Genomic DNA, 12,483 nt, shown 5'->3' with positions numbered 1-12,483 from the left:
AAAAATATAATTAATATTTAATTATAAAAAATTAACCTTATCTTTGCGCCGCCTTAGGCAATTAGGCCTATCGTATTTATTACATCATGAACCCATTTATTGAACTGGGGATCCGTCATGATATTGTTAATGCCTTAACAGAATTAGGTTTTGAAAAACCTACTCCCATTCAGGAACAGTCCGTTCCCGTCTTACTTGCAGGCAGCAACGACTTTGTCGGATTAGCCCAAACCGGAACCGGTAAAACAGCAGCCTTTGGCTTGCCTTTGTTAGAATTACTCGACTTTTCAGAAAAACACCCACAGGCAGTAATATTATGCCCAACACGTGAATTGTGTCTTCAGATCTCTAATGATTTGAAAAAATACGCAAAGAATCTGAACAATGTTAATGTTGTTGCTGTTTATGGCGGCGCAAGCATTAGCGATCAACTACGTCAAATTCGTCGTGGTGTGCAAATTGTTGTTGCAACACCTGGAAGAATGCTTGATATCCTTGGCCGTAATGCCATTGATTTTTCGCATATCAAATACGTTGTGCTAGATGAGGCCGATGAAATGCTAAACATGGGCTTTCAGGAGGATATTAATAATATCCTGTCTACCACGCCCGAAAGCAAAAAAACATGGTTATTTTCTGCAACCATGCCACGTGAAGTGCGCAGAATAGCAAAACAGTATATGACTGATCCTGTGGAATTAACCATGGGTACTGAAAATACTGGTAATGCAAACATTAATCACGAATACTATGTTGTTCGCGCATCAGATAAATTTGCAACTTTTAAACGTATTATTGATTTCACTCCTGGAATATTTGGGATTGTTTTCTGTCGTACAAAAATTGAAACACAAGATATCGCTGAAGCACTGATTAAAGATGGTTATAATGCCAATGCTTTACACGGTGATTTATCGCAACAACAACGCGATAAAGTTATGAAGCAATATCGTGATAAAAGCATTCAGTTATTAATAGCAACGGATGTAGCTTCACGTGGAATCGATGTTAAAGACGTAACACACGTAATTAACTACTCTTTACCTGATGAGCTTGAAAGCTATACTCACCGTAGCGGACGTACTGCCCGTGCAGGAAAATCTGGAGTTTCTATTTCTATCATTAACGTGAAAGAGTTAGGTAAGATTCGTCAGATAGAACGCACATTGGGTAAAAAGTTTGTAAAAGCTGAAGTTCCTAGTGGTTTCGATGTTGTTGAAAAACAATTATTCGGAATGATCAACAAACTTCATAACGTTACAGTAAATGAGGAACAAATTGCTCCTTATATGCCACGCATTATGCAAGAGTTCGGTGAATTAAGCAAAGAGGAATTGATTAAGAAATTTGCTTCTGTTGAGTTTAATCGCTTTTTAGAATACTATAAAAATTCGAAAGACTTAAACGTAGATACAAACAATATCAATGTTAATGAACGTAATGGAAGACCTGATCGTTCTAGACGTGACGAAACTGAGGCTGGATTTACAAGGTTATTCATAAATGTTGGTTCAGTTGATGAATTCAACAGAGGTGATCTTCTAGGCTTTATTTGCAACAGCACTCAAATTAGCGGAAAATCAATTGGAAAAATTGATTTAAAGGGTGTTTTCTCTTTCTTTGAAGTAGAAAATGACTTAGTTGAAAAAGTGTATGCCGGATTTAAAACTGTAGAGTTCAACGGACGTGAAGTTCGAATTGAAAATGCAGGAGCCAGACAAAGAGAATCTGGTGGTAGAAGTGGCGGTAGCAGCAATGGCAGTCGTAATCGTAGCAGCTCTTCGCATCATTCAAGACCTCGTACTGGAGGTGGCAATGGTAGTGGAGGCAACGGTGGATACAGAGGTGGTTCTGGTTCAAATGATAGCAGCAGCCGTCGCCCTCGTGAAAAACAAGATTCAGGATTTCGTGACTTCTCAGGAAGAAGCAAAAGCGAATCAAAGAAACGTTGGTAGACTAAACATACAATAACAAAAAAGGGATCTCAAATTGAGATCCCTTTTTTGTTATATCTAAAATCAATTAATAACCTGATGCTGTATCGTCACCTCGGGGATCTGCTCCTGCTGTTAACTCACCTGTTGGAGAAACAAGGATTGCATCTACTCTTCCAATGGCACCTCGATCTACTATAGAATATCCTTTATTTTTTAATTTATTACGCAATTCAAGTGTAAATGATTCTTTCTCAACAGCAACTTCATCTGGAAGCCATTGATGGTGAAAGCGCGGACTGTTAACAGCTTCCTGCATATTCATATCCCAATCAATTACATTTAAAATTGTTTGAAAAACCGTGGTTATAATAGTCGATCCTCCGGGCGAACCTAAAACCATAAAAAGCTTGCCATTTTTCTCTAAAATAGTTGGAGTCATCGAACTCAACATTCTCTTTCCTGGTTCTATACTATTAGCAGCTCCTCCAACCAATCCGTACATATTTGGAGTACCTGGTTTTACAGAAAAGTCATCCATTTCATTGTTCAATAGAAATCCTGCACCGTTAACAACTACTAAAGAACCGTATGAACCATTCAACGTTGTTGTTAATGAAACGGCATTCCCTTCTTTATCAACAATTGAAAAATGCGTTGTTTCTTCACTTTCCCTATTATTACCAGCATCTCCTGCTTTTATAGAATTGCTAGGTGTTGCTCTATCGAAATTCATATCGCTCATACGAATCGCATTATATTTTGGATTTAGCAATTCGTTTTGCGGAACCTGATAGAAGTCAGGATCTCCTAAATGAGTGGAACGATCTGCATAAACTCTTCTTTCCGCTTCGATCATAACCTGAACAGAAGAATCACGCTGAAAACCCCATTTCTCTAATGGAAACTCCTCTACACTTTTTAATAACTGAATTAATGCTATCCCTCCGCTTGAAGGAGGAGGCATAGAAATAACATTATAATCACGATAGGTTCCTAATACAGGCGTTCTCCATTTCGCTTCATAATTTTTGAGGTCTTCTAGGCTGATTACTCCATTACCTCGCTTCATTTCAGCAACTATTTTTGAAGCGATTTCTCCATCATAGAAACCTGCACGACCTTTATCACGAATTAATTCTAATGTTTTGGCAAGATCCTCTTGAATCAAAACATCTCCAGCCTTCCAAGAAGCTTTACTAGTGAAGGAAACTCCTTCAGGATTATATTCTAAAAAACTTGCAGCCTTTGAATTAAGTTCCCTTGCTTGAGCAGCAGTAACTGGAAATCCATTTCGCGCCAGATCGATTGCAGGCTGTATCAGTTCTTTCCATACTAACCTACCATATCTTTCATGAGCTTTTACCATACCATCTACAGAGCCGGGTACACCTGATGCCAATCGTCCTTGTAATGAAAGGTCAGCTATCGGCTGACCATACATATCCAGGTACATATCTTTGGTTGCGTTTAGAGGAGCTGTTTCTCTAAAATCCAATGTAGCAGTCTCACCCTTCGCAGAGCGATATACCATAAAACCTCCTCCTCCTATATTTCCTGCTCCAGGATAAACAACAGCTAAAGCAAACTGTACAGCTACCGCTGCATCAATAGCATTTCCGCCTTTTTTCATTACCTGTAACCCTACTTCAGAAGCGATTGAATTAGCTGAAACAACTAAACCATTCTGATAAATTGCAGACGATTTTTCAGATACTGGTCTAACGGCGATAGTTCCAGACTTCTTAAAAAGAGTACATGAAGTACTCATTAATATTAAAGAAATCAGGATTGTTGATTTAACAGTAGATAGTATAGGCAGAGAATGCTTCATATTATGTCAATAATTCTGATAATAATTTGATTTCTAAAAGGGCTGAATGCTTTTCATATAAGATAGAATAAACGGCCCTGCATATGGGAAGATCTACCTTATACTTTTTGTTAATTTGATGAATGCAATTACTAGCATAATAACCTTCTGCTATCATATTCATTTCTAATTGTGCCGACTTAACCGTATATCCTTTGGCAACCATATTTCCGAAAGTACGATTTCTGCTAAATTGAGAATAGGCTGTTACCAACAAATCTCCCAAATAGGCCGACTCCTTAATATCTCTATTAATAGGATGAACTACCGACAGGAAACGAGCCATTTCTCGAATAGCATTTGATATTAAAACAGCTTGGAAATTATCCCCATATCCTATTCCATGGCAGATTCCGCTAGCTATAGCATAAATATTCTTTAAAACTGCGCCATACTCTGTTCCATAGATATCATCAGAGATGTTTGTTTTAATATAATTAGTATTTAAATAAAAAGCCACAAACTCTGCTACCTCAAGCGACTGAGAAGCAATGGTTAAATACGATAACTTTTCTTGGGAAACCTCCTCTGCATGACAAGGTCCACTTATCACAGCAATATTATTCACAGATACTTTGTAATTAACCTGCAAGAATTCTCCGATTATCTGATTGTTATCAGGAACGATTCCTTTGATCGCCGAAATAATGATCTTGTCTGCTAATTGCTCCTTTGTTATTCCAACAAGTGCATCTCTTAAAAAAGCTGCAGGAACGCACAATATAATAACATCTGCATTCTTAAGAACATAATGAATATCTGTACTAATATTGTTGACTTCCAGATTAAGCTTTATAGCGCTTAAATAGTTCGGGTTACGTTGATCTTTCTGGATAATCCGGACAGTTTCTTCATTCCTCATCCACCAGAATACATCTTTTGGCAATACATTATCATTCAGCATCTTAATAATTGCAGTAGCCCAGCTTCCACCTCCAATAACTGCAATCCTTCGCTTTTCTGTTTCCATATAAATCTGATTAAAGAAAATTTAATGTTTACAACTCAACTTAACAAGTAAACCTAGAATAATGTCCCGTTAAGAATATACGTTGCTACTGAAAAATAAATGATTAATCCGGTAACGTCAACTAAAGTTGCAACAAAAGGGGTAGAAGATGTTGCAGGGTCAGCACCAAACCTTCTTAAGATAAAAGGCAGCATTGACCCCATTAATGAACCCCATGTTACGATTCCCAAAAGTGACAAACCAACAACAAGTGCGATTAAATTCCAATGTTCTCCTAAATCGCCAAATGCTACATGTTGAACATATAACCTTAGATATCCTAAAACACCTAATATTATTCCTAATAATAAACCTGATAGTATCTCTCGTTTCATTACACGCCACCAATCTCCAAGTGAAACTTCACCTAATGCCATAGCCTGTATAATCAATGTTGAAGCCTGAGAACCACTATTTCCTCCACTTGACATAATTAAGGGGATAAAAATCGCTAGTATTAATGCACCAGCCAACTGGGCTTCAAAATGCCCCATGACAGAGGCAGTAAATAATTGACCTAAAAATAAAAGAACTAACCAACCTGCTCGCTTTCTAACCAGGTTTATAATTGACATATCCATATAAGGTTCATCTAACGCTTCAGTACCCCCTATACGCTGCATATCTTCAGTATACTCTTCGTTAGCTACCCATAAAATATCATCGACTGTTACAATACCTAACATAATCTGTTGATCATCAGTTACAGGCAATGCAACTCGGTTGTTCATTCGGAAAACATTTATCGCATCCTCTTGTGGGTCATTAGCTTTAAGAGAAATTAATCGACTATCCATTAAATCTCTAATAAGAACATCGGGCTTAACCAATAAGATTTCACGTATTCTAATATCATCTAACAAGATTCCATTAGAATCGATTACATAAAGAACATCAATCGTTTCCGAATTTTTACCATACTTTCTAATATGCTCTAATACTCTTCCTACACTCCAATGTTCCTTTACTGTGATATAATCAGGAGTCATCAACCTTCCAACACTTTCTTCGGGATAACCTAATAAAGAAAGAGCTTCTTTTCGGTCTGCCGGAGGAAGTAGGATGATCATCTTTTTTACCGCATCTCCATGTAACTCACTAAAGAAGGATGTTCTATCATCTGGAGGCAGCTCATTAATTAATTCAGCAAGCTTAGGGCCAGATAATTTTTTAACAATTCTTTCCTGAGTAGGAAAGTCAAGGATTCTAAAAACATTGACTGCACGATTAATACTTAACGTTGAAATAAATGTGTCTGCGTATTCAGGAAGTTCATCAATTAAACCCTCAACTTCAGAAATGTTTAGATTGTCTAAATATTCATTAAGTTTAACAGGGTCTCCTTCGGCAATCAACAATTCGATTTGATCTGTCAACACTTTCATTTCATCCATATGAAGTAATTTTGAGCTTTACATAAAATATGATGGGATAATTACAAAAGTCGGTTTTTTATAATAGAAGAACGAAAAATGAGAAGAGTTTTTTCGCAATAATAACCAACAAAAAAGGCCAATATGCTTTACACAATTGGCCTTTTCAATTAATAACTTTCTGTAGTTATACTTTAATTTCTACTTCAACACCGCTAGGCAATTCAAGTTTCATTAAAGCATCAACAGTTTTAGAATTCGAACTATAAATGTCTAATAAACGTTTGTAAGCACATAGTTGAAATTGCTCGCGCGCTTTCTTGTTTACGTGCGGGGAACGCAAAACTGTATAGATCTTTTTCTCTGTTGGCAATGGAATAGGTCCACTAACAACTGCTCCTGTAGGCTTTACAGTTTTTACAATTTTTTCAGCCGATTTATCAACTAGGTTGTAATCGTACGATTTTAATTTAATTCTAATTCTTTGGCTCATTTTGTTATTTATTTAGTCGGCTATTAGAGCTATTTTTAATAGTCGATGGTTAATTTAATTATTCGGAAGCGCTAACTTTTCCTTTTGCTTTAGCAACAATATCATCCTGAACGTTTCTTGGAGCTGGTTCGTAATGATCAAACTCCATTGTAGAAGTTGCACGACCAGAAGTGATAGTACGCAATTGAGTTACATAACCAAACATTTCTGAAAGAGGAACTAAAGCTTTAATTACTTGAACACCATTACGAGTATCCATACCTTGTAATTGGCCGCGGCGACGATTTAAGTCACCCATAACATCACCCATGTTTTCTTCTGGTGTAAGAACCTCAATTTTCATAATCGGCTCCATTAATACAGGTGAACATTTTGGCAATGCTGCACGGAAAGCTGACCGACCAGCAATTTCAAATGATAATGCATCTGAATCGACAGCATGGAAAGATCCATCAATCAAACGAACCTTCATATCACTTATAGGATAACCAGCCAAAACACCATTATTCATCGAAGCTTCAAAGCCTTTTTGTACTGAAGGAATAAATTCACGGGGAATAGAACCACCAGTAATTTCATTCACAAATTGAAGACCACCTTTTTCAAAGTCAGCATCAACCGGAGAAATTATAACCTGGATATCAGCAAATTTACCACGACCACCAGTTTGTTTCTTATAAGTTTCACGATGTTGAGTTGTGCCAGTTATAGCTTCTTTAAAAGCAACCTGTGGAGCACCTTGATTAATCTCAACCTTAAATTCACGTTTCAAACGATCAATCAATACATCAAGATGTAACTCTCCCATTCCTGAGATTACTGTTTGTCCAGTCTCCTCATCACTCTTCACTTGGAAAGTTGGATCCTCTTCAGCTAATTTCGCTAAAGCCATACCTAGTTTATCAACGTCAGCCTGTGTTTTTGGTTCAATTGCTAAACCAATTACCGGATCTGGGAAATCCATTGATTCTAAAATAATAGGATTCTTTTCATCACAAAGGGTATCACCTGTTTTAATGTCTTTAAAACCTACAACCGCAGCAATATCTCCAGCTCCAACATTTGGAATAGGATTTTGCTTATTAGCATGCATTTGGAAAATACGAGAAATACGTTCTTTGTTTTCAGAACGGGCATTATAAACATATGATCCAGCTTCTAAGTTTCCAGAGTAAACACGGATAAAGCAAAGACGTCCAACAAATGGGTCAGTTGCAATTTTAAAAGCCAATGCAGCAAATGGTTCCTTAATATCTGGTTGACGAACTATTTCTTCTTCTGTTTTAGGATTAATTCCAGTAATACCTTCAACATCTAAAGGTGAAGGAAGTAATTCCATCACGTAATCTAACATGGTTTGAACACCTTTATTTTTGAAAGATGAACCACAAACCATCGGTACGATTTTAGCATCTAAAGTTGCTTTACGAAGAGCATCTAAAATTTCGCGCTCAGTTATTGATTCCGGATCATCGAAGAATTTCTCCATCAATGTATCATCATAATCAGCTACTGCTTCTAATAACTTTTCTCTCCAAAGCGCAGCTTCCTCCAACATATCATCAGGAATAGGCACTTCAGTAAAGGTCATTCCTTTATCTTCCTCATTCCATACAATACCTCGGTGGTTTATTAAGTCAACTACACCTTTAAAGGTTTCTTCAGAACCAATAGGTAATTGAAGAGGAACAGCGTGACTTCCAAGCATTTCTCTTACTTGTCCTACAACTTTAAGAAAATCAGCTCCTGAACGGTCCATTTTGTTAACGAAACCAATACGAGGAACTTTATAGTTGTTCGCAAGTCTCCAGTTAGTTTCAGATTGTGGCTCAACACCATCTACGGCTGAAAATAAGAACACTAATCCATCTAATACCCGAAGAGAACGATTCACTTCAACAGTAAAGTCAACGTGTCCAGGAGTATCTATAATATTAATATGATATAAGTTATTCCTGTATTTCCAATCAACGGTTACTGCTGCTGAGGTAATAGTAATACCTCGCTCTTGCTCTTGCGCCATCCAATCGGTTGTCGCTGATCCTTCGTGGGTTTCACCCAATTTATGGTTCGTTCCTGAATAATACAGAATACGTTCCGTAGTTGTGGTTTTACCGGCATCGATGTGGGCAGCGATACCAATATTTCTAGTATATTTTAAGTCTCTTGACATTATTTATATATTATATCGTTTTTCGTCAAAAATATTACACCGATAGCCATTCTCAAAAGAAAAACTATCGGTGTAATTATATCAGACATGGTATTAATCTTAGAATCTGAAGTGAGAGAATGCTTTATTAGCTTCTGCCATCTTATGAACATCTTCTTTCTTTTTCACAGCTGCACCTTCACCTTTTGAAGCTGAAATAATTTCACCTGCTAATTTTTCATGCATAGTTTTCTCACCGCGTTTACGTGCATAAGAGATTAACCATTTCATACCTAAAGCAATTTTACGTTCTGGACGTACTTCAGTAGGAACTTGAAAGTTAGCTCCCCCAACACGACGAGATTTAACTTCGACTGCAGGCATTACATTATTTAGAGCTTTTTTCCAAGCTTCTAGGCCATTCTCACTAGTTTTCTCTTCAACTAACTGTACAGCATCATAAAATATTGAGTAAGCGATAGATTTCTTACCGTCATACATCATGTTATTTACAAAACGGGTTACCTGAGCATCATTAAACTTCGGATCAGGCAAAATGATTCGTTTTTTTGGTTTTGACTTTCTCATTTTTTAATATCTCCTAATTTAATTATTTCTTTCCTTTTCCCTTAGCTGGTGCTGCAGCTGCTTGTCCTGGTTTTGGACGTTTCGTTCCATATTTTGAACGACGTTGATTACGACCTGCTACTCCGGAAGTATCCAATGCACCGCGGATAATATGATATCTTACTCCTGGTAAATCTTTTACACGACCACCACGTATTAATACGATGGAGTGTTCTTGCAAGTTATGTCCTTCTCCTGGAATGTAAGCATTCACTTCTTTTCCATTTGTTAAACGTACACGTGCAACTTTACGCATTGCCGAGTTAGGCTTTTTTGGGGTAGTGGTGTACACACGTGTACATACACCTCTTCGCTGCGGACAACTGTCCAAGGCTGGCGACTTACTCTTGTCAACCAAAGCTACTCTACCTTTTCTTACTAATTGTTGAATAGTAGGCATTTAGTGTTTTTTAGTTTTGTTAATTCTATACTTTTTTAGGACTGCAAAGATATATCAAATCCCTTTATATATCAAGCATTAAATAAAATATAATCAATATATTATCATAGATACGAAAGAAACTCAAATTCTATGAATAATCTATTTAAGTTCCTTACCTTTTAAAGGTCAATCTAATAGCAAATAGGATTTAATAATATTTAGTTTAAAATAAATTTGATAATTAGAATAACCGTGCTACTTTTGACTAATTCCTTATGGAATTCATAAACAATAATTTATCCTACAATATTTACTCTAAACAATAATCGATTGATGGAACTTTTACAGAACAACCTTATTTATCTTATCCCCCTTATCGGCCTTATTGGCATAGCGATAATGATTTCCAAAAGTGCTTGGGTAATTAAACAGGATGCTGGAGATGAAAACATGAAAACTCTCGCTGGTTACATAGCTGACGGAGCAATGGCTTTCTTAAAAGCAGAATGGAAAGTACTCTCATACTTTGTAGTTATAGCCGCTGTATTACTTGCTTATTCTGGCACTTTGATAGAAAGCTCGAGTTGGGTAATAGCAGTATCATTTATTATCGGTGCCTTTACTTCAGCCTTGGCTGGTTACATTGGTATGAATATAGCAACGAAAGCTAATGTGCGTACAACACAAGCTGCACGTACAAGTTTAGCAAAAGCACTAAAAGTATCATTCACTGCAGGAAGTGTAATGGGTATTGGTGTAGTAGGATTAGCGATTCTGGGCCTTGGGGGATTATTTATTGTTTTCTATCAGGTATATGTTATCAATACAGGCGGGGAAGTAAATGGCCTTGCTATGCAGAAAGCTTTAGAAGTTTTAGCCGGATTTTCATTAGGTGCAGAGTCAATAGCTCTATTTGCACGTGTAGGTGGAGGTATATATACTAAAGCAGCAGACGTTGGAGCAGATTTAGTGGGTAAAGTTGAGGCTGGGATTCCAGAAGATGATGTTAGAAACCCTGCAACTATTGCAGATAATGTTGGTGACAACGTAGGTGATGTTGCAGGAATGGGCGCCGATTTATTCGGATCTTTCGTTGCTACCTTGCTTGCCACAATGGTATTAGGTCGTGAAATTAACTCTATTGACAACTTTGGTGGCATTGCTCCCATCTTACTTCCTATGGTTATTGCCGGCTTAGGTCTTCTTTTTTCAATTATTTCAACATCCTTGGTTCGGATAAAAGAAGAAACAGATAGCGTTCAGAATGCTCTGAATTTAGGGAACTGGTCATCTATCATATTAACAGCAATAGCTTCTTTCTTCGCTGTTAAATGGATCATGCCAGATAATATGATATTAAGAGGCTATGAGTTTACAAGTACAGATGTTTTCATGGCTATTATAGTAGGTTTGATTGTGGGTGCCTTAATGAGTATTATTACAGAATACTATACCTCTATGGGAAAGAGACCTGTATTATCGATCATTAAACAATCTTCTACTGGTCACGCAACTAATATTATTGGCGGCCTTTCAGTAGGAATGGAATCAACCGTATTACCGATTTTGGTTTTAGCAGGTGGTATTTATGGTTCGTATCATTTTGCAGGTTTTTATGGCGTTGCTATAGCCGCTGCAGGAATGATGGCAACTACCGCTATGCAATTAGCTATTGATGCTTTCGGACCTGTTGCTGATAATGCAGGTGGTATTGCTGAAATGAGTCAATTACCTGAAGAAGTAAGAAATCGTACTGATAATCTGGATGCTGTAGGAAATACTACAGCAGCAACAGGAAAAGGTTTTGCTATTGCTTCTGCAGCCTTAACTTCACTTGCCTTATTCGCCGCCTTTGTAGGATTAGCAGGAATAGACAAAATTGATATCTATAATGCAGATGTACTTGCAGGATTATTTGTTGGTGCAATGATCCCTTTTATATTCTCTTCTCTTTGTATTTCTGCTGTTGGCCGGGCTGCAATGGATATGGTAAAAGAAGTTAGACGTCAATTCCGGGAAATTCCGGGTATTATGGAATATAAAGCAAAACCAGAGTATGAAAAATGTGTAGCTATTTCAACTAAAGCGTCTATTAGAGAAATGATGTTGCCAGGTGCAATAGCGTTATTAGTTCCATTAATTGTAGGTTTTACATTTGGCCCGGAGGTTCTTGGAGGCTTATTAGCGGGCGTAACCGTTTCTGGTGTATTAATGGGTATGTTTCAAAGTAATGCCGGTGGAGCTTGGGACAATGCTAAAAAATCTTTTGAAAAGGGCGTTGAAATTGATGGTGTTATGCACTATAAAAATTCAGAACCACATAAAGCATCTGTTACCGGCGATACCGTAGGAGACCCTTTTAAAGATACTTCAGGACCTTCAATGAATATTTTGATTAAATTAATGTCAATCGTATCTTTAATCATAGCTCCTCATATCAATGTAGGAACTAATCTGGAGGCAAAAAATATAAAACAAGATACACAGAAAATAATCATTGTAGACAATCAGGAATCGAAGATAGTCAGATACTAAGTTTTTTACCAATTATAAACCCAATGTAAGAGCGACCTAATAAATATTTAGGCCGCTCTTATTATTTTAACTAGAAATTTGTACGTTTGATGTAATACCGAACTA

At 37.1% G+C, this 12,483-nt stretch carries 9 protein-coding genes; 2 read left to right on the top strand and 7 right to left on the bottom strand.

Translation table 11 applies throughout. The features are described 5' to 3' along the window. The first annotated feature begins 86 nt into the window (after positions 1-86). Positions 87-1,955, top strand: coding sequence for a DEAD/DEAH box helicase (locus C8N28_RS10715; protein WP_132224654.1), 1,869 nt, complete (start codon positions 87-89; stop codon positions 1,953-1,955). A gap of 67 nt (positions 1,956-2,022) precedes the next feature. Here the strand turns inward: C8N28_RS10715 and ggt are convergent, their stop codons facing one another. The 7 genes from ggt to rpsL form a co-directional block, all read right to left on the bottom strand. After that, positions 2,023-3,768, bottom strand: a complete 1,746-nt coding sequence (ggt, locus tag C8N28_RS10710; RefSeq protein WP_221410218.1) for a gamma-glutamyltransferase — start codon at positions 3,766-3,768, stop codon at positions 2,023-2,025. A 1-nt stretch (position 3,769) separates the two neighbouring features. Further along, complete coding sequence (locus C8N28_RS10705) at positions 3,770-4,777, bottom strand: NAD(P)H-dependent glycerol-3-phosphate dehydrogenase (protein ID WP_132224652.1); 1,008 nt, start codon at positions 4,775-4,777, stop codon at positions 3,770-3,772. A 53-nt stretch (positions 4,778-4,830) separates the two neighbouring features. Next, a complete protein-coding gene (gene mgtE / locus C8N28_RS10700) occupies positions 4,831-6,210 on the bottom strand; it encodes a magnesium transporter (protein ID WP_132224650.1) in 1,380 nt (459 codons plus the stop codon). Between the two features lie 166 nt (positions 6,211-6,376). Then, positions 6,377-6,682 carry a 30S ribosomal protein S10 gene (rpsJ, locus tag C8N28_RS10695; RefSeq protein ID WP_002993539.1) on the bottom strand — a complete coding sequence of 102 codons (306 nt, stop codon included), beginning with the start codon at positions 6,680-6,682 and terminating at the stop codon, positions 6,377-6,379. 58 nt (positions 6,683-6,740) lie between these two features. Continuing rightward, positions 6,741-8,855: an elongation factor G gene (fusA, locus tag C8N28_RS10690; protein ID WP_132224648.1), complete on the bottom strand. Its 2,115-nt coding sequence runs from the start codon at positions 8,853-8,855 to the stop codon at positions 6,741-6,743. 99 nt (positions 8,856-8,954) lie between these two features. After that, positions 8,955-9,422: a 30S ribosomal protein S7 gene (rpsG, locus tag C8N28_RS10685; RefSeq protein WP_132224646.1), complete on the bottom strand. Its 468-nt coding sequence runs from the start codon at positions 9,420-9,422 to the stop codon at positions 8,955-8,957. 22 nt (positions 9,423-9,444) lie between these two features. After that, a complete protein-coding gene (rpsL, locus tag C8N28_RS10680) occupies positions 9,445-9,861 on the bottom strand; it encodes a 30S ribosomal protein S12 (RefSeq protein ID WP_132224644.1) in 417 nt (138 codons plus the stop codon). 315 nt (positions 9,862-10,176) lie between these two features. Here rpsL and C8N28_RS10675 point away from each other — a divergent pair, with 315 nt between their 5' ends. Continuing rightward, positions 10,177-12,378, top strand: coding sequence for a sodium-translocating pyrophosphatase (locus tag C8N28_RS10675; protein WP_132224988.1), 2,202 nt, complete (start codon positions 10,177-10,179; stop codon positions 12,376-12,378). Positions 12,379-12,483 lie beyond the last annotated feature (105 nt).

The sequence above is a fragment of the Albibacterium bauzanense genome (genome assembly GCF_004339765.1).
Lineage (GTDB): Bacteria > Bacteroidota > Bacteroidia > Sphingobacteriales > Sphingobacteriaceae > Albibacterium > Albibacterium bauzanense.
This window is presented reverse-complemented; position numbering and strand designations above follow the sequence as displayed.

Coding starts and splice junctions, on each gene's coding strand:
- C8N28_RS10715 (WP_132224654.1), top strand. CDS start 87: ATGAACCCATTTATTGAACTGGGGATCCGTCATGATATTGTTAATGCC.
- ggt (WP_221410218.1), bottom strand. CDS start 3,768: ATGAAGCATTCTCTGCCTATACTATCTACTGTTAAATCAACAATCCTG.
- C8N28_RS10705 (WP_132224652.1), bottom strand. CDS start 4,777: ATGGAAACAGAAAAGCGAAGGATTGCAGTTATTGGAGGTGGAAGCTGG.
- mgtE (WP_132224650.1), bottom strand. CDS start 6,210: ATGGATGAAATGAAAGTGTTGACAGATCAAATCGAATTGTTGATTGCC.
- rpsJ (WP_002993539.1), bottom strand. CDS start 6,682: ATGAGCCAAAGAATTAGAATTAAATTAAAATCGTACGATTACAACCTA.
- fusA (WP_132224648.1), bottom strand. CDS start 8,855: ATGTCAAGAGACTTAAAATATACTAGAAATATTGGTATCGCTGCCCAC.
- rpsG (WP_132224646.1), bottom strand. CDS start 9,422: ATGAGAAAGTCAAAACCAAAAAAACGAATCATTTTGCCTGATCCGAAG.
- rpsL (WP_132224644.1), bottom strand. CDS start 9,861: ATGCCTACTATTCAACAATTAGTAAGAAAAGGTAGAGTAGCTTTGGTT.
- C8N28_RS10675 (WP_132224988.1), top strand. CDS start 10,177: ATGGAACTTTTACAGAACAACCTTATTTATCTTATCCCCCTTATCGGC.